General features: G+C 41.5%; 29 protein-coding genes. 15 read left to right on the plus strand and 14 right to left on the minus strand.

Annotation, left to right across the window (positions count from 1 at the left end; all coding sequences use genetic code 11):
* The first annotated feature begins 24 nt into the window (after window positions 1–24).
* From NMG48_RS13240 to NMG48_RS13255, 4 genes are all read left to right on the plus strand, one after another.
* Entirely contained in the window at window positions 25–1023 is a 999-nt protein-coding gene (locus tag NMG48_RS13240; RefSeq protein ID WP_271251993.1) for a ribose-phosphate pyrophosphokinase, read from the plus strand.
* A 461-nt stretch (window positions 1024–1484) separates the two neighbouring features.
* Window positions 1485–2111: a global nitrogen regulator NtcA gene (gene ntcA / locus NMG48_RS13245; protein ID WP_126390050.1), complete on the plus strand. Its 627-nt coding sequence runs from the start codon at window positions 1485–1487 to the stop codon at window positions 2109–2111.
* Window positions 2112–2208: 97 nt separating this feature from the next.
* A complete protein-coding gene (secG, locus tag NMG48_RS13250) occupies window positions 2209–2547 on the plus strand; it encodes a preprotein translocase subunit SecG (protein WP_271251994.1) in 339 nt (112 codons plus the stop codon).
* A gap of 12 nt (window positions 2548–2559) precedes the next feature.
* The gene (locus NMG48_RS13255; RefSeq protein WP_271251995.1) at window positions 2560–3198 is read left to right on the plus strand and encodes a Uma2 family endonuclease; all 639 of its coding nucleotides are present in this window, start codon (window positions 2560–2562) and stop codon (window positions 3196–3198) included.
* A gap of 35 nt (window positions 3199–3233) precedes the next feature.
* Here the strand turns inward: NMG48_RS13255 and coaE are convergent, their stop codons facing one another.
* Entirely contained in the window at window positions 3234–3854 is a 621-nt protein-coding gene (coaE, locus tag NMG48_RS13260; RefSeq protein WP_271251996.1) for a dephospho-CoA kinase, read from the minus strand.
* Window positions 3855–3971: 117 nt separating this feature from the next.
* Between coaE and NMG48_RS13265 the strand changes: the two genes are divergently transcribed.
* The 3 genes from NMG48_RS13265 (at window position 3972) to NMG48_RS13275 (ending at window position 5898) form a co-directional block, all read left to right on the plus strand.
* Window positions 3972–4226 (plus strand): SemiSWEET transporter, encoded by a 255-nt coding sequence (locus tag NMG48_RS13265; RefSeq protein ID WP_271251997.1) that lies wholly within the window; start codon window positions 3972–3974, stop codon window positions 4224–4226.
* A gap of 68 nt (window positions 4227–4294) precedes the next feature.
* Window positions 4295–5020, plus strand: a complete 726-nt coding sequence (locus tag NMG48_RS13270; protein ID WP_271251998.1) for an NnrU family protein — start codon at window positions 4295–4297, stop codon at window positions 5018–5020.
* Window positions 5021–5088: 68 nt separating this feature from the next.
* Window positions 5089–5898, plus strand: a complete 810-nt coding sequence (locus NMG48_RS13275) for a DUF928 domain-containing protein (protein WP_271251999.1) — start codon at window positions 5089–5091, stop codon at window positions 5896–5898.
* A gap of 286 nt (window positions 5899–6184) precedes the next feature.
* On the opposite strand, the gene NMG48_RS13280 is transcribed toward NMG48_RS13275, so the two are convergent.
* Window positions 6185–7300, minus strand: a complete 1116-nt coding sequence (locus tag NMG48_RS13280) for a histidine kinase (protein WP_271252000.1) — start codon at window positions 7298–7300, stop codon at window positions 6185–6187.
* 58 nt (window positions 7301–7358) lie between these two features.
* Here NMG48_RS13280 and NMG48_RS13285 point away from each other — a divergent pair, with 58 nt between their 5' ends.
* Window positions 7359–9869 (plus strand): single-stranded-DNA-specific exonuclease RecJ, encoded by a 2511-nt coding sequence (locus NMG48_RS13285; RefSeq protein ID WP_271252001.1) that lies wholly within the window; start codon window positions 7359–7361, stop codon window positions 9867–9869.
* 227 nt (window positions 9870–10096) lie between these two features.
* Here NMG48_RS13285 and NMG48_RS13290 read toward each other — a convergent pair whose 3' ends face one another.
* The 6 genes from NMG48_RS13290 to NMG48_RS13315 all read right to left on the minus strand — a co-directional run bounded on the left by NMG48_RS13290 (window position 10097) and on the right by NMG48_RS13315 (window position 13819).
* On the minus strand, window positions 10097–10369 hold the full coding sequence (locus NMG48_RS13290) for a TMEM165/GDT1 family protein (protein ID WP_126385610.1): 273 nt from the start codon (window positions 10367–10369) through the stop codon (window positions 10097–10099).
* Between the two features lie 65 nt (window positions 10370–10434).
* Window positions 10435–10800, minus strand: a complete 366-nt coding sequence (locus NMG48_RS13295) for a TMEM165/GDT1 family protein (RefSeq protein ID WP_271252002.1) — start codon at window positions 10798–10800, stop codon at window positions 10435–10437.
* Between the two features lie 173 nt (window positions 10801–10973).
* Window positions 10974–11603 (minus strand): class I SAM-dependent methyltransferase, encoded by a 630-nt coding sequence (locus NMG48_RS13300; RefSeq protein WP_271252003.1) that lies wholly within the window; start codon window positions 11601–11603, stop codon window positions 10974–10976.
* A complete protein-coding gene (locus NMG48_RS13305; protein WP_271252004.1) occupies window positions 11600–12022 on the minus strand; it encodes an acyl-CoA thioesterase in 423 nt (140 codons plus the stop codon). The genes NMG48_RS13300 and NMG48_RS13305 overlap by 4 nt, the downstream gene beginning before the upstream one ends.
* Before the next feature lie 43 nt (window positions 12023–12065).
* Entirely contained in the window at window positions 12066–13100 is a 1035-nt protein-coding gene (aroF, locus tag NMG48_RS13310; RefSeq protein WP_271252005.1) for a 3-deoxy-7-phosphoheptulonate synthase, read from the minus strand.
* A gap of 158 nt (window positions 13101–13258) precedes the next feature.
* Window positions 13259–13819, minus strand: a complete 561-nt coding sequence (locus NMG48_RS13315; RefSeq protein WP_271252006.1) for a hypothetical protein — start codon at window positions 13817–13819, stop codon at window positions 13259–13261.
* A 195-nt stretch (window positions 13820–14014) separates the two neighbouring features.
* On the opposite strand from NMG48_RS13315, the gene lipA reads away from it, so the two are divergent.
* Complete coding sequence (lipA, locus tag NMG48_RS13320; protein WP_271252007.1) at window positions 14015–14890, plus strand: lipoyl synthase; 876 nt, start codon at window positions 14015–14017, stop codon at window positions 14888–14890.
* 90 nt (window positions 14891–14980) lie between these two features.
* Here lipA and NMG48_RS13325 read toward each other — a convergent pair whose 3' ends face one another.
* The 4 genes from NMG48_RS13325 to NMG48_RS13340 all read right to left on the minus strand — a co-directional run bounded on the left by NMG48_RS13325 (window position 14981) and on the right by NMG48_RS13340 (window position 16583).
* Window positions 14981–15238: a Txe/YoeB family addiction module toxin gene (locus NMG48_RS13325; protein WP_271252008.1), complete on the minus strand. Its 258-nt coding sequence runs from the start codon at window positions 15236–15238 to the stop codon at window positions 14981–14983.
* Window positions 15222–15485 (minus strand): type II toxin-antitoxin system Phd/YefM family antitoxin, encoded by a 264-nt coding sequence (locus tag NMG48_RS13330; protein WP_271252009.1) that lies wholly within the window; start codon window positions 15483–15485, stop codon window positions 15222–15224. The genes NMG48_RS13325 and NMG48_RS13330 overlap by 17 nt, the downstream gene beginning before the upstream one ends.
* Window positions 15486–15813: 328 nt before the next feature.
* Window positions 15814–16239 (minus strand): HNH endonuclease, encoded by a 426-nt coding sequence (locus NMG48_RS13335; protein ID WP_271252010.1) that lies wholly within the window; start codon window positions 16237–16239, stop codon window positions 15814–15816.
* A complete protein-coding gene (locus tag NMG48_RS13340; protein WP_271252011.1) occupies window positions 16236–16583 on the minus strand; it encodes a hypothetical protein in 348 nt (115 codons plus the stop codon). The genes NMG48_RS13335 and NMG48_RS13340 overlap by 4 nt, the downstream gene beginning before the upstream one ends.
* 10 nt (window positions 16584–16593) lie before the next feature.
* Between NMG48_RS13340 and NMG48_RS13345 the strand changes: the two genes are divergently transcribed.
* From NMG48_RS13345 to NMG48_RS13360, 4 genes are all read left to right on the plus strand, one after another.
* Complete coding sequence (locus tag NMG48_RS13345) at window positions 16594–16839, plus strand: hypothetical protein (protein ID WP_271252012.1); 246 nt, start codon at window positions 16594–16596, stop codon at window positions 16837–16839.
* 143 nt (window positions 16840–16982) lie between these two features.
* Entirely contained in the window at window positions 16983–17276 is a 294-nt protein-coding gene (locus tag NMG48_RS13350) for a helix-turn-helix domain-containing protein (RefSeq protein ID WP_271252013.1), read from the plus strand.
* Window positions 17273–17728 (plus strand): type II toxin-antitoxin system VapC family toxin, encoded by a 456-nt coding sequence (locus NMG48_RS13355; RefSeq protein ID WP_271252014.1) that lies wholly within the window; start codon window positions 17273–17275, stop codon window positions 17726–17728. The genes NMG48_RS13350 and NMG48_RS13355 overlap by 4 nt, the downstream gene beginning before the upstream one ends.
* A 17-nt stretch (window positions 17729–17745) precedes the next feature.
* Entirely contained in the window at window positions 17746–17946 is a 201-nt protein-coding gene (locus NMG48_RS13360; RefSeq protein ID WP_271252015.1) for a hypothetical protein, read from the plus strand.
* A gap of 35 nt (window positions 17947–17981) precedes the next feature.
* On the opposite strand, the gene NMG48_RS13365 is transcribed toward NMG48_RS13360, so the two are convergent.
* Together NMG48_RS13365 and NMG48_RS13370 are read right to left on the minus strand one after the other, a co-directional pair.
* Entirely contained in the window at window positions 17982–18410 is a 429-nt protein-coding gene (locus tag NMG48_RS13365) for a hypothetical protein (RefSeq protein WP_271252016.1), read from the minus strand.
* Between the two features lie 15 nt (window positions 18411–18425).
* Window positions 18426–19226 (minus strand): hypothetical protein, encoded by an 801-nt coding sequence (locus tag NMG48_RS13370; protein ID WP_271252017.1) that lies wholly within the window; start codon window positions 19224–19226, stop codon window positions 18426–18428.
* Window positions 19227–19532: 306 nt separating this feature from the next.
* On the opposite strand from NMG48_RS13370, the gene NMG48_RS13375 reads away from it, so the two are divergent.
* Window positions 19533–20156 carry a hypothetical protein gene (locus NMG48_RS13375; protein WP_271252018.1) on the plus strand — a complete coding sequence of 208 codons (624 nt, stop codon included), beginning with the start codon at window positions 19533–19535 and terminating at the stop codon, window positions 20154–20156.
* Between the two features lie 81 nt (window positions 20157–20237).
* Complete coding sequence (gene fmt / locus NMG48_RS13380; RefSeq protein ID WP_271252019.1) at window positions 20238–21173, plus strand: methionyl-tRNA formyltransferase; 936 nt, start codon at window positions 20238–20240, stop codon at window positions 21171–21173.
* Window positions 21174–21331: the final 158 nt, after the last annotated feature.

Raw genomic sequence — 21331 nt, forward strand, 5'->3', positions numbered from 1 at the left:
ATGTTATCTCCTAAATAAATTGCAGTGACACACTTAACGACTACTAGGCACGGACTTCACAGACTACCCTCTCTCAATAGCGGTGAAGATCGACTTAGGCTGTTTGCTGGCTCGGCAAACTTGCCGCTTGCCCAAGAGATTTCCCGTTATTTAGGTATCGAATTAGGACCTATGGTGCGAAAAAATTTCGCTGACGGGGAAGTCTATGTGCAGGTACAGGAATCGATTCGGGGTTGTGATGTTTACTTGCTTCAACCAACCTGTCGCCCTGTTAATGACCATTTAACTGAGCTATTGATTATGATTGATGCCTGCCGTCGTGCATCGGCAAGGCAAATTACCGCAGTGATGCCCTATTACGGTTATGCACGGGCTGATCGTAAAACCGCAGGACGTGAATCGATTACGGCAAAATTAGTTGCCAACTTAATTGTGCAGTCTGGAGCCGATCGCGTCATTGCGATGGACTTACACTCCGCACAGATCCAAGGATATTTCGATATCCCCTGCGATCATGTCTATGGCGCTCCAGTTTTACTGGACTATCTTAGTGAAAAGAAATTGCCTGATTTGGTGGTAGTTTCGCCCGATGTGGGGGGCGTAGCTCGCGCCCGAGCTTTTGCAAAAAAACTTAATGATGCGCCTCTAGCAATCATTGATAAACGTCGCCAAAGCCATAACGTAGCTGAGGTGATGAATGTGATTGGGGATGTTTCAGGTAAAACTGCTGTACTTGTCGATGACATGATTGATACCGCAGGAACTATCTATGAAGCAGCAAAGCTTCTCAGAAAAGAGGGTGCAAGACAAGTCTATGCCTGTGCTACCCATGCAATTTTTTCGCCTCCAGCGATTGACCGCCTATCCAGTGGTGTATTTGAAGAAGTCATCGTGACTAATTCCACACCTGTAAGACAAGAAAACTATTTTCCTCAATTACGGGTTCTATCGGTTGCGGATCTATTGGGTGAAACGATTTGGCGTGTCCATGAAGATACTTCTGTAAGTAGCATGTTTAGGTAGTGATCGCCCTAGATCTATGTTCACTATGGCTTTAGTAGGAAAGTCTGTATTTCAGAATCATATTTAATTTGAGAAAATGTGCATCATGATACAAACTACAATGATGTAGTGCGTTTAAGTGAGAATAGTCGTCCATAAATCTAAATCTGCCGTTTAGATTCAATCTACGCTTTGGAGAACTAAAACTAAATTAAAGAAATTTTCTTTGTTTTTTATCAATGTTCTGTAAGTGGAGATTTGCAGACTATCTGCATGGCGATAGGCACAGGTGCAGTTTTCGATAACGTTTATTTGTAAGTTATATGAAAGCTAGCACACACAACTTAAATTGATTGTGCGCTGGCATACTTTCCTACAAAGCACATACGCTCACTTGTGTTTTGCTTAGTCTTATTTTTTATTTTGGTTAAAGAGGGTGTATAAGATTGGCTGACCGTGCTCTTGTTGAAGTCTTTCGCGAAATGAATGGGGGAATGTTTCCACCCATGACAGAAACCTTTGAACGCGGTAAGACAATTTTCTTTCCTGGTGATCCTGCGGAACGTTTTTACTTTTTAGTTAAAGGCGCAGTCAAACTTTCGAGAGTTTACGAAGCAGGAGAAGAAATTACCGTTGCCCTACTGCGTGAAAATAGTGTTTTTGGTGTTTTGTCTTTGATCACAGGTAATCGATCTGATCGCTTTTATCATGCGGTTGCTTTTACGCCTGTGGAGTTGCTCTCTGTGCCAATCGATCAAGTCGAGAAAGCATTAAAAGAAGATCCTGAATTGCCGATGGTGCTATTACGTGGATTGTCATCACGGATTTTGCAAACGGAGATGATGATTGAAACTTTAGCCCACCGTGATATGGGATCAAGGCTAGTTAGCTTTTTGCTAATTCTTTGCCGTGATTTTGGTACACCATCATCAGAAGGTGTGACTATTGATTTGAAGCTGTCACATCAGGCGATCGCTGAGGCGATCGGCTCAACGCGAGTAACTGTAACCAGACTACTAGGCGATTTGCGAAAGCAGAAGATGATCGCCATCTCCAAAAAACGCATCACTGTTCATAACCCCATTGAACTAGGTCAGCAGTTTGCTTAAGAGCAAGAGCCATCACCCAGCAATGACTCTTGCTTCTAATGTAATTGTTGATGCGTTAAGCTGTTTATAGAAAAATATCTAAAGAAAAATATCTAAAATGTACGGAACTTTAAAAGCAGTTTGGGCAGTAGTGGCTGTATGCCTAGTAGTTTTAATTTTATTACATAGCCCTAAGAGCGATGGTTTGGGTGGCTTTAGTGGTCAAGCTCAATTATTTTCGAGTACTAAGAGTGCAGAAACAGCCCTTAATCGAATCACTTGGTTCTTGACAGCAGCATTTTTGGGCTTAACCGTTGTGCTTAGCGGTGGTTGGTTTACAGCACCAGCTGTAACAGCGCCTGTCCCACAGGTTGCCCCATCGACCAAGAATGTTCCTGATGCTAAGCCCATTCCTCTAAATTTACCTGCAACTACTCCTGAAAAGCCTCAGCAATAACATGAAGGTGTCATGACGGTAACTCTGACCAAATCCAGCGATCGCACCAGTAATCAGATATTGTTGCCATCAATTCGATGGGAGACATATCGGGCGATCGCCTGTGATTTGGAGTCACAGCCTAACAAGAGACTTACCTATGACCAAGGACTGTTAGAAATAAGGATGCCATCGGAACTACATGAAAGTTATAAGAAGCTGTTAGGTAGAATTGTTGAGGTGTTAACTGAGTCTCTAGATTTAGAAATTTGTAGCTTAGGTTCGATGACCTGCGATCGCGAAGATCTAGCCAGAGGTCTAGAACCCGATCAATGCTATTACATCCAAAATGAGGCACAGGTTTGGGGTAAAGATCAGATCGATTTACAGATTGATCCCCCACCAGATCTAGCGATCGAAATTGATATTACAAGTAGTTCGTTAAATCGTTTTGCCATCTATGCTCAATTAGGTGTGCCTGAGGTGTGGCGTTATGACGGTCAGGCAATAACAATTCATCATCTAGTTGGGGATCGCTATATTTTGGGCGATCGCAGTCTTGCTTTTCCTGTATTAAAAACTAGTGATATCCAGAGTTTTTTAGAACTGAAAAATACGCTCAAAGAGAATGCATTAATCAGCCATGTGCGGGAATGGGCTACTAAAAGATAAGGATAGGTTGCTTGATGATCTCTTGTACAAGTGCATCAAGCAACTGGATCACAGATACGAAAATGCACACCAAGTTGAGAGTTAAACAGAGCATTATCAACTTGAAAGAATAGTTCTTCGGTATTGTCAGAATTAACGATTACCACATCGGCAAGTTCGATTTTTTCCGATTGGGACATTTGACTAGAAATTCTTTGTTTTGCTTCGGATTCTAATAAATGATTGCGATTCATGAGTCTTTGTAGCTGTTGTCGGGGATCACAAGCGATCGCCCAAGTCTCAGTCACTAAATCCTCCATTTTCGCCTCAAATAACAGGGGAATTACCATAACGACAGTTGATGGTGCGAGACGTTTGGATTCACTAATCAAGCATTTTTGGACATAGGGATGAATTAAGGCTTCGAGCCACTTACGCTCGCTCACACTCTCAAACACGATCGCACCTAACTTGCGGCGATCAAGGTTGCCTTGCGCATCAAGGATTAACTTGCCATAGCGATCGCTAAGTCTTGCGAGGCGATCGCCTGTTAAAGCTTGTCTAGCATAAATATCCGCATCCAGAATTGGTAAGCCATAGGTATCGTGTAGATAATTGGAAACCGTGGTTTTACCTGTGGCAATGCCTCCTGTGATGCCGATGATGCGTTGGTTCATGTGTTTAAATTCTAATCTAAGGATATTTTGCTATAAAACCCAATGGAGAGTGGCGGCGCTTCGCGCCGCCACTCTCCATTGGGGATATATCCTCAAATTAGCCTATTTATGTAACCTATGGACTTTACCAATATTCTTGGATTTACGGCTGCATCTCTGACGACCTTTGCCTTTTTGCCCCAAGTAATCCAAGTATGGCGATCGCGATCGACTAAGGATATTTCTTTGCCGATGTTAATTACTTTCATTGCGGGGATCACGCTCTGGCTAATTTATGGACTATTGGTGAATGCTGCACCCATCTATATCGCTAACGGGATCACGCTAATTTTGAATATTGCCATTTTGCGCTTCAAACTAAAGTATGGCTAGCTGCAATAAAAGTTAAAATTTATTATGCTACCTTCGCTTTTTTAGATCTATTTTCGTAATTAGTTAACATGACTTCTCTTAGCACTTTCTTCTCAACCTATTTCACCCATTTTGTAATGCTGGGCTTAATTTTGACCTTTGCGATCGCCCATAGTGGGCTTGCTGCATTACGGATTTGGGCGGAATCGAAGATTGGAGAGAGGCTATATCGAGTTTTGTTTGCTTTGGTCAGCATTCCTCTTGCGGTCGTCCTATTTATTTTTTACTTCAACCACCGCTATGACGGCGTGCAATTGTGGAATTTACAGGGCGTTACAGGAATTCATGAATTTGTTTTAGGTTTATCGGCGATCGCCTTTTTATTCCTCTATCCTGCGACATTCAATCTAGGCGAAGTTGCAGCGATCCAAAAGCCACAGGTGCATTTATTTGAGACGGGGATCACGCGCATCAGCCGCCATCCCCAGCTAATTGGCATGACGCTCTGGTGTATAGCCCATACACTCTGGCTGGGTACTTCTTTTGCCCTGACCACAGCGATCGCCTTAGTTAGTTACCATTCCTTTGCAGTTTGGCATGGCGATCATCGTTTATTTAAGCGTCATGGGGACGCATTTCTAGCGCTCAAGGAACGTACTTCCGTTGTGCCATTTCTGGCGATCGCCCAAGGTCGCCAACAATTAGTTTTAAAAGAATTTATCCGTCCTGCCTATATTGGTGTCGCTATCACCGTTGTCTTATTTCGGTGGCTACACCCCATAGTTATTACAGCTTCTGCAAATTTAAATTGGTAACTTAAGACTTTTACCTCTTTTAATTGGTTAGAGTATCAGATATAAATTAATTTTTAATTCTTAAGGCTATGTTGATAGGAATTTCCCTAAAGCAAGCTCTAGATCTCTGTCCCAAATCAATTTCTCTTTTAATTTTTTTAAGTGGAATTAGTTGGTGTTTACCTGTTGCTGTGCAGTCAAGCCCTGTTAGTTCTTATGGCTTAGGTATCAAACCGCAATTATCATCACAAGTAGTCTTAAGATGTGGTGCTTCCTACTTAATCGCAGTGGATCTTCTTGCTCCAGATGATGGAGGTAAAACGCTTGCATCTCGTCCAACTTTTTATTGGTATATTGAGCGCAAACCACTTTTTGAGAAGTATCCTAAAAAATTTATTATAAATTTTATTTTAAGAGATGGATTTGAGCGGAGTGCTAAATCAATTTTTAGCGTTACATCGAAACCTATACAAGTTAATCAAAAGGGGATACTTTATAAATTAACTCTGCCTTCTAATGCTCCTTTGATTGATATAGACAAAATTTATGCTTGGCAAATTCGCTACATGGATGTCAATGATCAAGGAGATTCCGTTAGCAGAATAAATGCAATAACATTTATAAAAAGAGAAAGTAATCAATCCGTAATGGATCTAATCAATAAGGCTTCTACAGATTTACATAAAGCTAGAATATATGCCAGTAATGCCTATTGGTATGATGCATTAGATGCTTATTCCAAGTGGATCGATACAAATCCTCGCGATCAGCAAGCTTTAAATGAACGGATGCAAATGTTAGATCAAATTATCGATCGCCAGCAAAAACTTAAATGTGCGAGTAAATTTAATGCAATTGACTCAAGACTTAATATGATGCAGGCAACTCCGCTTAAGTAATGCGAGTTCGGGATAATTTGAAATGGGCTTTGATAGAGGGTTTGCGTAGCAAACCCTCTATCAAAGCGCAAAAGTAAAAGCCTTGCTACGCAAGGCTTTTACTTTTGCGCTTTTAAAATTTGCCAGCTTAATCCGAACTGACGTTAAGTAATAAGTTGTTGGAATTAAATGTATGTTTTGACTCAATTACCCCGCCGAACAAAGCGATCCACCTCTGTCGCCTAGGGGCAAACCCTGCTGACAATGTCCGATTTGCCTAGTGAAGATCCAGAGGAGGCTGTAAATTTTAGTAGACAGGTAGGGTAAAGCGGAAACAACTGCCCTTTTTGCCGATCGCATCATCGACCCAGATATGCCCATAATGGGCAGTAATAATCCGCCGACAGAGCGATAGACCAATGCCATAACCCTCAGCCTCCCCGTCACGCTCAAGGCGATAGCGCTCCTCAAATACGCGATCGCGCAATTCCGCAGGAATCCCTGGTCCGTTATCAGTAATACTAACTTCAATTTTTTGGGCAGTACGGTGCATCACGGTTAGCTCGATTTTGCCGCCTTCGGGGGTGTATTTGGTGGCATTGCCTAAAAGATTGATTAAAACCTGTCGAACTTTTTCTTGATCAACATAGACAGGGGGGAGATCAGTGGGGATATCTTTAATCAGCTTTTGCATTTTCCCCTCCAAGCATTTATTGAAATAGAAATCGCTAATAACACTGTGACAAAGCTGATCAAATTGAATTTTTTGACGTTGAGTCCGAAACTGAGCGTTAGCCCCCCTTCCTGCTTCGAGAATATCGGTGATCATATTGTCCGCATCTCTTGCTTTATTACGGGCATGTTTAAGTAAGCGCGAAACCATTTGTGGCTCGATCTTGTCGCCACTTTTTTCGATCGTATCGATCGCTAATAAAATTGCCGTTAAGGGATTTCGCAAGTCGTGAGCCAACATGCCAAGGACTCGATCCTTGAAGCGCAGTTGCTCCTCGATTTCAGCTTTTTCCTGTGAAAGGCGAAATACATCATCAGCCAAATGGGCTACTTCGGTCATATATTCAATATTTTGGGCTAGTTCAGGTGGATAGTGATGTATAGCCTGATCTAACACCTGTTGTTTCCATGTGTCCCAACAGTTTTCTAATTGCTTGATGAGGTTTTTACCCGCGATCGTTTGCCGTGGCAAAGGTGATAATTTAAGCAATGCAGGAGACATGACCACTTTAAATAGCTCTGCTAGTTGTGGCTGTCCTGCAACGTTAATGATTTGCAGTTCCGATGGACAAGCTTTTTCTTGTTGCAAAAATTCCTCTACTTCCTTGACAAGATCTTTTGCCTTAGGGCGATCGTCAATAAATAGTAGGAGTTGGAGGGTTGATTCAGGTAATGTTGGAATAGTCCTCATTAGTTTTCGGACTCGCAACGGATTTTAAGACATTCTTAACAATTATATTATTGTTCTCATGAGTTTACCTCAACAGCGATGGCAGATTTCCACACCACAGATAGATTTATCAGAAGCGATCGCTAACGCTACAGGTCTTTCTCCCATAATCGCGCAGGTTTTACTAAATCGTGGCATTAATACCCCTGAAGCCGCAAGGATATTCCTTGACCCTGATTTAGAGGAGTTACCAGATCCTAAACAGGAATTCCCTGACTTAGGGGTGAGTATTGATCAAATTGAGCAGGCTATTAAAAATGGTGATCGCATTACCATCTGCGGTGATTATGATGTCGATGGTATGACTAGTACGGCTTTACTGATTCGCACTCTAAGATTGTTAGGCGCAAATGTAGAATACGAAATTCCTAGTCGGATGACCGAGGGTTATGGGATTAATCCACGCATTGTGCGAGATTGCCACGAACGTTATGTGAAATTAATTATTACTGTTGATAATGGCATTACTGCTTACGATGCGATCGCTTTAGCAAAGTCCTTAAATATTTCTGTAATTGTCACCGATCACCACGAAGTCCCCGAAGACCCTAACAAAATCCCCCCTGCCACAGCAATCCTTAATCCTAAATACCAAGTTGATCCCAATTCCCCCTACGCGGCGATCGCTGGTGTTGGTATTGCCTATGTATTGGCATTGGAATTAAGCGATCGCTTTGGTAAACGTGCTGAATTAGAAAATCCTTTATTAGAATTATTTACCCTTGGCACGATCGCCGACCTTGCCTCGCTCACAGGTATCAATCGCCGCCTCGTCAAAAAAGGTTTGCGGTTACTTTCACAATCAAAAGTAATTGGTATTATCGCGCTAATTAACGAAACGGGAATTGCCAAAGATAAACAAACGGGATTAAAACCTGAAGCGATCGGTTTTGGTTTGGGCCCCCGTATTAATGCGATCGGTCGGATTGGCAATCCGCAAACCGTCATCGATCTGCTGACCTGTGATGAGATGGGGCAAGCAATTACTTTGGCACAAGAATGTGAAGCGACTAATCGCAAGCGTCAAGCTCTTTGTCAAGAAATCGAAGAAGAAGCGATCGCCTATATGCGAAAACGGAAGTCAGAAGGTTTTGACATTACTCAAGAGCGAGTTTTGGTAATTGTGGATCGCGAGGTGCAAACTGTCCTCAATCCTAGTTCCTCTACCGCAGGAGATGGCAAAAAGACTGTGGCTAAGCGTAAAAAAGTAACTTCTAAGAGTTCTGAATCTAAGGTTGAAGATGAAGTAAATCCCAATCCCTCTGACAATGGGAGAGGATCTGGCGGTAAGGGCTGGCATCATGGCGTAATTGGCATTGTTGCCTCCCGTTTAGTAGAACGTTATGGCGCACCTGTGTTTATTGGTAGCTATGAAGATCCTCATGAACAAGAGAGTGATTTAGAAGCCAAACATCAAGATGCGACTGTCAGATTTTCGGTGCGAGGTATTCCTGAGTTCCATGTCTTCCATTCCCTTGAATATATTGCCAAGATTCGGAATAAAGGTGGTGGACATAAGGCAGCGGGAGGCTTTACCCTACCTGCGGAAAATATGGAGAAGTTGCGAAGTGAGTTGAGGGAATTTGCTGATCGCGAAAATATTTTGCCTAGTCACATCATGCCGCTGATCAATGTCGATGTGCGAGCCGATCTCAGCGATATCTCGATGACATTATTACAAACCTGCGATCGCCTTCAGCCCTGTGGCATCGGTAATCCTGATCCAGTGTTTTATAGCGAAAATGTGCGGGTGCTGTCCCAACAAACTCGCGGTAAGGATAAAGTAAAGCATCTATCTCTAGAACTGGATACAGGTAATGGCAAGATTAAAGCGATCGCATGGCGATGGGGGGAATATTGTCCGATTCCTGATCGTGTAGATATCGCTTACAAACTTCGGGCAAATCAATGGCAAGATACAACTTCCGTAGAATTAGAAATCGTCGGTATTCGCGAGGCAAGTAATGTAATGGAAAGTTCTCCAAATTCCCCCAAACAGATTCCGTTGCAATACAAAACTGCGCCTACGATTACCAAGTTTCCCCAATGGCAAAAACTGAGTGAAGCGCCGCGCCCCTTACCCAGACCTTTATTACTCTACGGCTGCGATCGCCCTGCCGATAAGTTTCAGGGTGATGTCGATTGCGATCGCCCCATACGCGATCGCGACTATCAAGCAGTTGTACTATGGACTTTGCCGCCATCCTTTACGCATTTGCAATGGCTAATTGCGATCGCCAAACCTGATTATATTTATCTCGGTTCTCATATCCCCTCAGTTCCTTCTGCCGAAGAATTCCGTTCTCAAATCCAATCCCTTGATATAGAGAATATCAATGTTCTTAATCTCTTAGATCTAGCTCAGCAATGGTGGATTTCTCCTAGTGCGATCGTTTCAGCTTTGCGAGAACTAGGTTATATCTGTGATTTCCCAGCTACTTTACCCCTCGAAGGTGAACTGCTCAGAATGCAGAAATGGTACAGCATTGCGATTAAAAAAATTACTTCGCTATTGGAGCATAATATCTAGCTGACGTTACGTGGAACCCTCATCCCCCAACCCCTTCTCCTGTAAGAGAAGGGGAGTAAAACCCATATTTTCTTATTCCCCTCTCCTGCGGGAGAGGGGCTAGGGGTGAGGGCTTTACAATCTTCCACTTAACATCAGTATCTAAAATAACGTCAGTTCCATAAAAAAACATTTTTTGCTATTTAAGCAGTGCACAGCACTGCTCAAATGGATATATAGGACTTGCATTATTTTTGAGGCGATAATAGACGTATTGCCATAATAGCGAATAGACCTGCGGCGATCGCTTTAAGCAACTTTGTTGGCAAAAATACAGAGAGACTATCACCGAGAAATACGCCTACAGCGCTTGCGAGTAGTAATGCTGCCGCAGATCCAATAAACACATATCTCGGTGCTGCGGAACTACCGCTTAAGCTCATGGTGGCGAGTTGGCTTTTGTCGCCTAACTCGGATAGAAAAATCGTACTAAAGCTCAGAAATAATAATTGCCAATCCATATTCTTAATAATTGCTAGAGAATCTTTGGGTTTGCGTGAAGAGAGTTTTTGTGAGCTACTGCTAACTAAAGAATGGCATCCCACAATAAGCTAATGGAAAGAATCAGAAAACTTAAACCTGCTAGGGTATTTAACAAATTTGGTGAAAATGTTTTGGCAAGCCATTTACCAGCAAGTACACCTAGTAAGCTTGTGCACACTAAGGCGATCGCTGCTCCTCCAAAGACAATCCAAGGCTGATGCGATTGGGCTGCAATCATCAAGGTAGTGAGCTGCGTTTTGTCACCAATCTCTGCTAAGAACACTGTAATAAAGGTGGTAATAGCAATTTGCCAATGCTCTGATGTTACCTGAGATTGCGTTGGTGATAAGGTTGGCAATGGTTTTAGAGATGGGATCTCAGGCTTAGGCTCAGATTTTAGTGACATCATTGATTAATTGCTTTTAGTGCTTTGATAGCTTTTCATAATCGTTTCATAGTTTATATTATAAAGCCCGTTCTCGCCAAATAAAAGCCAAATAAGTAGATGAGCATATTAAAACCTAAAGCCAGAGGTTGTTCCGACCGCTACGCGGTCGGAACAACCTCTGGCTTTAGGTTTATTTACAACACTTTGCGCGATCGCAATACTTGCAAACTACCACCTGCATAGAGTTGACAGGACTCAACTTTAAATCCAGTTTTGCTCAAAAGCTGTTGCAGATCAGTTTTGAGTAACTGCCATGCGGTTTCCGTCTCAAATAACCATAGGAAAGTGGCGATCGGCAGCCAAAATAGCGGATTGGTGGGGCGATGAAAATCAATGATGATGAATTGACCTTCGGGAGTAAGGATACGATGTACTTCTTGGATAATTTGCTGCAATTGTTCAGGTTCCATTTCGTGCATGGCTGTACTCGTAATCACTAGATCAAAGCTGCGATCGCTAAAGGGCATTTTTTCCGCAAAAGCATCTACATATTCAGCTTGCGGGACTCTTTGCTTGGCGCGTTTAATAGCGATCGGTGAAGCATCTAGCCCAGTTACATGAGAGAAATGTTTGACTAACTCCTGCGTAGCTTGACCTGCCCCACAGCAAAGATCAAGAATCTTTGCATCTGGATTAATTTGTAAGTCTTTTAAAAATAATTTCCGAAATCGATTTTCGCCGCCAACACTGAGAGCAGCTAATGCAGAGACAGTATCATAAAACCACTGATAACGATAACTCCAGTCCCGTAAAATAGTCGTCATTGTGTAAATTTAATCCATTGCAAAAGTTCATCAGAAAGATTGCACCGTTTTCTGGTGCTAGTGTCAATACAGGTATGTTTAGTTAAAGCCTTTGCGATCGCCTTTTTTTCTATACCTTCTCCATCAAAATACAGTTGATATTCAATCTGAAAAGATTCTGGACTAAGTATGGTCGCTATTAAAGAAATCGCTATGCGATCGCCACAAAACATCGGCTTCAAAAAGTCAATACTTGCGTGAGTGATCGGCACAGCGATCAATTCTCCACGAAAGAAATATTTGAGATTAATTCCTGATGCAGATAGGGAAGCTTCATAGGCTTCATGGCAAAGGGATAGACCATTAGCGAAATACACTACTCCCGCCGCATCAGTGTCACGGAAGTGAATCGTTCGATGGTAAATGAAAGCTGGATTCATAGGTTACTCAAGCAAGAGAGGTGCTTTACACCTCCCTCGTTGTTTATGCTCTTCCCATTACTTGTGCCATGCGATTGACCTGCATCATTAACTTGTCGAAAGCATCAAAGGTGAGAGATTGAGGCCCGTCAGATAGAGCTTTTTTAGGATTAGGATGCACTTCGATCATCAAGGAATCTACCCCCGCAGCGATCGAGGCTAAACTCATCGATGGCACATAATCCGACCAGCCCGTGCCATGACTTGGATCGATCATGATTGGCAAATGGGTTAACTTGCGTAGTACAGGTATTGCTGCCAAGTCTAGGGTGTTGCGAGTATATTCGCGATCGAAGGTACGAATACCACGTTCACAAAGAATTACATTGGGATTTCCTTCAGCGAGAATATATTCTGCTGCCATGAGCCAATCATCGATCGTTGCCGCTAAGCCTCGCTTCAGTAAAATTGGCTTATTCTGTTTACCTACCTGTTTCAGTAGAGAGAAGTTCTGCATATTTCTTGCGCCGATTTGCAACACGTCAGCAACTTCCGCAATCTTCTCAATATCACCAGTATCCATTACTTCCGTAATGATTCCTAAACCGCTAGCTTCCCTTGCGGCGGCGAGAAGTGATAGAGCGCTCTCTCCATGTCCCTGAAAGGCATAGGGAGAAGTGCGTGGCTTGTAGGCTCCACCCCTGAGAAACTGTGCGCCCGATGCCTTGACTCGGATTGCCGTTTCCACAATCATCTCTTCGTTCTCAACGGAGCAAGGTCCCGCAACAACGACTAAAGGACAATTTTCTCCGATCGCAATATCCCCATTAGGCGTAGGTACAATTACGACGCTCGATTCATTTTGGCGATATTCGCGACTAGCGCGTTTAAAGGGACGTTCTACTCGCAAGACTGTCTCTATCCAAGGGCTTAATTCTTCGATACGGTGGCGATCGAGATCGGCGGTTTCGCCCACTAATCCCAACACAACTTTATGCTTGCCAACAATTTTTTCAGGTGATAATCCCCAACTAGATAGTTCGTCGCAGATCCGCTCAACTTCCTCTGCGGGTGTACCAATCTTGGTTACTACGATCACAGCTAGTCTCCTTTATGCAATATATTACCTCCTTTTATTCTATACAGTAAGCCTTAACAGAGACAGGATTTTCAATGTTTCTATCTTAAGAAGTAAGAATTTTAAAGGCACAAAATGACTCAGCCATGTTGTGCTTTGAAAATTCTTACGCGGTGTGTTTATGTATCAGCGCATGAACCACCTGTAATGCGAACTTCATCCACCTGCGCCCATGTGTCTTGGTTCAGCGCCCAAAGCCCTGTAAATACATAATAGGTTCCAGTTTCTTGGGGTAGAAATGATACTTTCAACTCTCGATATTTTGGCATAGCTCCAAATTGAGTTTGCGCTACAGACTTTTGCTGAGAATTGCGAAATCCGAAATATCCATCGGTGAGATTTCCTGATGTCCGCACTCTTGCGGTTAGAGTATAGGTGCTGCCTGCCCTCAATTTTACAGGTTGCCGAATTCCATTCCAACCTTGATTATGGCGAATCCACGCATTGTTTTTTCCACTAAAACTCAATCCTTTATTAATATCTATGCCAGATCGTCCTTCGCGTATCCAAGGTCTCACAATCGATGCTACAGTCTGCTGCTCAAATCCACCATCATCTAGGGGAGAGGCACAAGAAGCATAAACTGGAGATGGGAGCAAAGTTAGAGAAGTTGTACTGGCGATCGCACCTAAGCCCATAAATAACGGAGTGATTACATTGCTGATGGTTATAGATTGCATGATTTTTAAGATTTTATAGAGACAACTAGATTTTAGCTAGTCATGTAGGGATTGAATCTAGTTGCAATTCTTCAGATTCATATACAAGTATCCTCAGTTGCGAATTGCTCAACGCTATATCTCGATAATGTTAGAATATAAAACGTTACAAAAATTGAAATAAATAGCATTAGCTAGATCTAGGTAGTTACAAATATGGCAGTCAAACCAGATTGGTTGCGAGTAAAAGCTCCACAGTGGGAGCGCGTTGGTAATGTCAAAGAAGTCCTGCGCGACTTGGGGCTAAATACTGTGTGCGAAGAAGCATCTTGTCCGAATATTGGTGAATGCTTCAACCAAGGAACTGCCACCTTTTTGATTATGGGGCCTGCTTGCACCCGTGCTTGTCCGTACTGCGATATTGATTTTGAAAAGAAGCCGCAAGCCCTCGATCCGATGGAACCGATTAACCTCGGTGAAGCAGTGCGACGGATGAATCTCAAGCATGTCGTGGTAACTTCCGTTAATCGTGATGACTTGCCCGATGGTGGTGCTTCGCAATTTGTGCGCTGCATTGAAGAGATTCGTAAATTGATGCCACAGACTACGATCGAACTTCTCATTCCCGATCTCTGTGCTAATTGGGAAGCTTTAGAAACGATTCTCTCCGCACGTCCCCATGTGCTGAATCACAATACGGAAACTGTGCCGAGACTTTATCGCCGTGTTCGTCCACAGGGAGACTATCAGCGCAGCTTGGAACTCTTGCGCCGCGCCCGTGAAATTGCGCCTTGGGTCTATACCAAGTCGGGAATTATGGTAGGTATGAGTGAGACTGATGAGGAAGTTAGAGCTGTCATGCGTGATTTACGAGCAGTAGATTGCGACATCATTACCATTGGTCAATATCTCCAACCTTCCGCTAAGCATTTGACTTTGCATGAGTTTGTCACACCTGAGCAGTTTGAAGCATGGCGGATTGCTGGTGAAGAAATGGGGTTTTTGCAAGTGGTTTCTTCGCCGCTTACGCGCAGTTCCTATCATGCTGAGCAGGTACAAGCCTTGATGAAGCTATATCCGAAGGAAGTGTAGTGATATTTGGTTGAGAAATGGCGATCGCATTCATCAATAATCGTGATCGCCTTTAATCTCTATCACAAAGCGATCGCCTCTAATCTCTGACTATTCATAATGTGACCATACAGAAACAACTCGAACAGGTTTAGTTTCTTCATTAACTGAATAAACCAAACGATGTTTGATATTGATGCGTCTTGAGAAATATCCTTTCAAGTTACCTGAAAGTTTCTCATAGGGAGGCTCGTAGGGATTTTGTTTGAGAATTTCTAGCAAAGATTTGAAGTTAGAGTCCAAATTGGCAGACTTCAGTTTTTGAGCATCCTTAATCACATTTCGACTAAATTCAATCTTCCAGTCCATCCAAGGTTCCTAGAAATTCATCCTCAGAAATCCAATCATCTGCTCGTTCGGCGACTCTAATTGACTCAACTAGATTGGGTATAGACTGTAGATAGAGAGTTTCCTGTATGCTTTCCCAGTCAGCCTTAGATAGCAATACTGCGTCACCTTGTCGACTCGTAATAAATCTTGGTAAATGATCTTTGTTAACTTGCTCGACTAAGCTGAACAGGTTGGCTCTTGCTTCACTTGCGTTGAGAATTTTCATTAAGAAACCCAAACTCGTACAATTTATCGTACCACTTTTTTATCCCACATTCCGCTCGTAATGGAAGTCCAAAAATAATTACAACTAGAGAATAAGGGTTTCAGCGATTTTTCTAAGTATTAATGAGAATAATTCTTGTTAGCGTATTCTTATTGACAATAGGAAAATGGTGATTTTTTTATGATAATTGTCTAGAATCATTTGCCAGCAAGGGGTTTGTATTTTAATTCCTTTTTCAGGAAAATAAGAGCGGAATGTGGGTTTTATTAAAGCGATCGCCTAAAACATCAACGCTTTCACCACACAAGCGATCGCCCCTCAAAAAACATCATTTTTGCATCAATATCTTTGCTTGAGCCAGCATCTGTCGATATGGCAAGCAAGCTGATCGATTTATCTTCAGTAACTGTATTGTCACTCGCCCAATTGCAGTCAATGGATAAATTACACCACTAGATTCTTCGATTTGAAAATTCTCTCGCCATTGGTCTTGTCTAGGATTATAAAGTCTAATAACATCGCCCGTTTCTAAATCGATAGAAGCAATATCACTACCCTTAGCTTGATTGCACAGTGAGCAAGATAAAGCTAGATTTTCTTCTATAGTTTTGCCTCCATGCTTTTCAGCAATTACATGATCTACTTGATGGGAAACTAAGGTTAAACTTTCAGGAATCAGACAATATTCACAACAGTTTTGGGCGCGATCGCTGACTAGTTTTCTAAGTTTAGTGGAAATATAACTCTTACTCATTGACTCGGCTGGAGCTTAATCAGGGCTTGAGTTTTGGCAAGGCGCACTAGATGTTCGATAAATTCATAATGTTGCCATAGTAGGCGATCGCTTTCGTTGAAACCTTGAGTACGATTTTTTTCTAATAGATTATCAATTTCTTGCTGTGCGTCTGGTGCAAGACGTAAATCTAAGACTTCTTGAGGGGATGGAAGTTTGGCTAAGAAATGCAATATTTCCGTTAATCCAGAAAAGCCGTTATTGGGATTAGCGTTTATTTCTCGCAATCCTAGAGCTAATATTTGCGGCAGGTTATCTTGTACAGTAGCGGCAATATCGTCTGGTATGTCTAGGGTGATTTGCATAGTTGAGTAAGTGATTGCTAATGTTAGCCTTTATCGTTCATTTTATCAGATCGTCCCTAAGCTCAACCACAAAGCGATCGCCTTAATCATCAATGCTTCTACCACACAAGCGATAGTCCATCAACAAACCAACAACATCAAACAGCGATCGCCCCTAATCTCAACTAAAAAGCGATCGCCTAAAATATCCATACTTCCATCACACAAGCGATTGTCCCTTAACAAACTAACAACATCAAACAGCGATCGCCTCTAATCTCAATCACAAAGAGATCGCCTAAAATATCCATACTTTCAACCTACAAGCGATCGCCCTCTGTTTGTCACTTAAAGGTCTCTATCGCTAATATGCCAAATAAGGTATATTAGGTGTGACGCAACAAATCAAAAAACAAATAAATGATCCAGAATCAAGTTTCTGAAGTTATTCAAGGCGGAGCGAATGTATTTGAGGATTTGGGTTTTGCGCCTGAAGAGGCTCTTAATCTCAGAATTCGGGCTGATTTGATGTTGAATATTAAGCGCTTCATCCAGTCTCAAGGATGGACGCAAAAGCAAGCTGCTTTATTTTTTGGTGAAACTCAACCTCGGATTAGCGATTTGATGAATGGTGATATTGAGAGGTTTAGTATTGATAAGTTGGTAATGATGTTGGCTCATGCGGGTATGAATGTGAGAGTTAAGGTGTTATGAATAAATCTCCATCTGTTTATCTGGATGCTTGCTGTTTCTGTCGGCTTCTGGATGATCCTTCGCAGTATCGAGTTCGATTAGAGACTGAAGCAGTTGTAACGATTCTAGAATGTTGCGATCGCGGGGAGATGTCTTTAATTAGTAGTGATGCACTAGAATTTGAGTTACAGAGGGTTCCTAATGTTGAGGGACGTGAACAAGTTTTTGCTTTTTTGAGTGCGGCAAAAATTTTTGTTGAGACAACCGACAATATTGAAGATAGAGCAGAGAGTTTTTGTAAACTGGGTTTTACACTTTATGATGCTTTACATTTAGCGTTTGCCGAGGATTCAAATGCAACTGTTTTTCTGACGACAGACGATCGCCTACTCAGTAAAGCAATAAGCTATGCTGGTAACATTAAGGTTAGGGTTTCTAATCCAGTAACTTGGTTAATGGAAAATCAAGAGTAAATTTAGGATGGTTAGTGATGAAAGTTAGTGAAATTTCTAGACGTGGCTACAAAGCTTTGATTCAAGAGTTGGGCTATGCTGGCGCTGCAAGATTTTTGTTAAGGTTTGAGTCTGGTTCTGGTGACTATACGAAAGAGCGTCATCAGGAATTAGAACAGTTGACAATGGATGATTTTCGAGCTTTTGTGCAGAAGAAAAGAGAGAAGAAAAATGATTGAAAATTGTCCCTAATCTCAGTCACAAAGCGATCGCCTCAATTATCCATACTTCCACTACACAAGCGATCTCCTTCTGTTTTGTTATTCCATGAGTTTCGTCGTTGCCAGCTTCCTAAAGTATTAGATTCTTCGACATGATACCTCATCTGATTGAGCTGATGTTCTTTTAGTGCAAGATCGTTAGCTAGTTCATCAGTGAGTGATTCTAGTTTATCAATGCGGGCGTTTGCAACTAATAAATCTCTATGAAATTGCGATAATAATTTGGAAAGGGTAAAGATTAATAGTATGTCTGTAGAAGGTTTAATCTTACCTTCATCTAAAATCTCAAGATCTTCAAACAGTAATACTTTGATCTTCTCTGAGTATTCCGCCAAATCCTTCAAGCAAATTTGCCCTTGCTGAAGAAAAGATTTTTCTTCTTGAATTTGTCTCATATAAGTAATAGATCCTAAATTTGTCATAGTGAGATTAATGATCTAGAAGTCTTCAACATAATTAGCTAAAAGCTCAGGCTTTTCTCCATTGGAAAGTAGAAAGACTTCAACATTATCTTTCAGATCTAATAAAAGTCTTTTCAGTTCTGAATGCTGAGACAATGAAATTCGAGAAGTTGACGGAAATCTCTGATCCGAACTAATTTCGTAGCAAATATTTTGCTCAGTCATATCCAAAATTAATGGACTAAATTTAGATATAGGTAACCGATATGAGTGTGGCGGATAGTATACTTCATCTTCAAAATCAGATAAATTTATGTCTTCCCCCTCAGACAGATCAAGAAACCTCCCAAAAAAATCAGCTCTCTCTGGGAACGGGATATATAAATTTTTTTGTACTGAAGTTTGTTCCTCCAATTCATGGTCATTATCGTCATAATGATCATCATATAAGTGGAATTTTGCTCGATAGCTAGTCCAAATTTTGTCGTGAATAGATAGAGCAAGCTCTGATTGTTGCTGTACAACGTAGAATGCAACTTTAGGGCGCTTTGATTCAGTTTTAGGAATGATTGTTGCATACTGCTTGAGATATCGAACTTGATATAAATCCTTTAATCCAAGTTCATCCAATACTGCAATCACAGTTTCAATAGTAGGAATGCCAGCAGGGTTAATTCCTGTAGTAGTTGATTCTAAAGAAGTCAACTCATCTTGATGTATTAAATCACTAATACCTAGTAAAGACTTGATCTGTTTAAGATCCCAAGAAATTTTCTGAGAGCCATCATCAAGCGTCAGTAACTCAACATTTAGGGGTTGCCTATTTACGATCCTCATTTACATAAACTCACTAATTTGAGCGATGGAATTTATCGTAGCACACAAATCTATTTTAACGCATAAATTCATACTAATACCCTAATTTGGCTTTTTGTGTGACTTTGGCAAAACTTAAATAGTCAAAAGCTCCCCTAGACATTTTGTTACCCAAGCTACATAATCTTTTCTTGAAATAGATGGTTAAATGAATATTTTATAAACAATGTGCTACGGTCTGAAGATCGTTATTATTACAACTTGTTTAAGCACGTTAAGCTAGAGATTAGAAGTGCTATCGCTCTAGTAAAGCGAGGATTAATACTGATGTCATATAGCGAATTTAAGACGATCGCTCAAGTACAGGAAAAATTTGGCTTGACGATAAAAGAATCGGAAAATCTATTTGTAGATATTCAGCCTTTGACGATTAGTGACTATCTACAACAAACCCTCAAACGTAATCTTTCCATTGCCAATGCAATTAATACGGAAAAAGCGCGATCAGAACTATTAATTGCACCCATACTTTTAGAAATTCGCCATATCTTTCATGAAAAAGTTGGCTTTTTCTCTGGGACAGAATTTAATGTTGATATAGAATCTGGTTTAAATGGATTTTGTGACTTTCTTTTGACCGCATCTAGTGAAATCTATGAAATTTCCTGCCCAGTAATTACCCTTGTCGAAGCAAAAAACGAAAATATTAAAGGAGGCTTAGGTCAATGTATTGCAGAAATGGTGGCTGCTCAAAGATTTAATACTCAGCACGATCAAAAGTTTCCTATTTATGGTGTAGTGACAACAGGAATGATTTGGAAGTTCTTACGGCTTGAAGAGAAGACACTTTGGATTGATCAAGAAGACTATTTCATCAAGGAAATAGGCAAATTACTGGGTATTTTATCTAGTCCATTTCAATACTTGACTGCAAAGACTTCACTTGCATAGATCGCAGATTTAATGGAAGAATTGGAGAATGTCGTCTAGAAATAGGTTACACGATCGCTCATTTACTATGGCTCAATAACTATGCGTGTTGTATTTTTTGGAACTCCAGACTTTGCCGTTCCCACCTTAGAGAAACTATTATCCGAACCAGATTTTGAGGTGGTGGGCGTAGTCTCCCAACCAGATACTAGGCGTGGTCGTGGGAGTCAAGTTACGCCGCCACCAGTCAAAGCTGCGGCGATCGCTAAAAATCCCAACCTCCAAATCTGGCAACCCGATCGCCTCAAAAAAGATAAGCAGGTACTTGAGGAACTTCTGACAACTAATGCCGATGTATTTGTGGTGGTTGCCTATGGGCAGATTCTCTCGCAAAAGATTTTGAATATGCCTAAATATGGCTGTATCAATGTGCATGGCTCATTACTGCCAAAATATCGTGGTGCTGCACCAATCCAATGGGCGATCGCGAATGGGGAGAGCATTACTGGGATTACGACCATGCAAATGGATGCAGGCATTGATACAGGGGCGATGTTACTCAAGGTGGAATTAGAAATTTTGCCTGAAGACAATACGGATACCTTAAGCACGAAATTGGCGAATTTAGGTGCAGATTTATTAATTGATACTTTGCGAAGATTAGATACGATCAAACCTGAACCTCAAGATGATGCTTTGTCCTGCTATTCACCAATGATTGGGCGTGAGGATTGGGAACTAAATTGGAGCAAAGAGGCGATCGCATTGCATAATCGCATTCGTGCCTTCTATCCCAATTGCTATAAAGATTTTCGTGGACAGAGATTAAAGATTACGAAATCGGAAGTTGTGGAAGCTGAGGACAATTTAGAGAATATTGGGAAAGTTGTCGAAATTCGTAAAGGTAAAGGCTTTGTCTTGCAAACTGGTAAAGGTCTATTACTCATTAAAGAAGTACAACCTGCGGGTAAAAAACTGCAATCGGGTTGGGATTTTGTCAATGGCGCAAGAATTGCGATCGGAGAATCATTAACCTAACTGATGTTACGTGGATGGAACCATCATCCCCTATCCCTCAATAGCGAGTAGGGGCGGGTTTTGCATATAGATCTTGCTTCCGTATAGAGTTATCAACTAAACCCGCCCCTACTTGAGAATTTTCTATGTAACATCAGAACCTATAACAAGGGGCTTAA

Origin of the sequence: Pseudanabaena sp. Chao 1811, from assembly GCF_027942295.1 — a bacterium.
Lineage (GTDB): Bacteria > Cyanobacteriota > Cyanobacteriia > Pseudanabaenales > Pseudanabaenaceae > Pseudanabaena.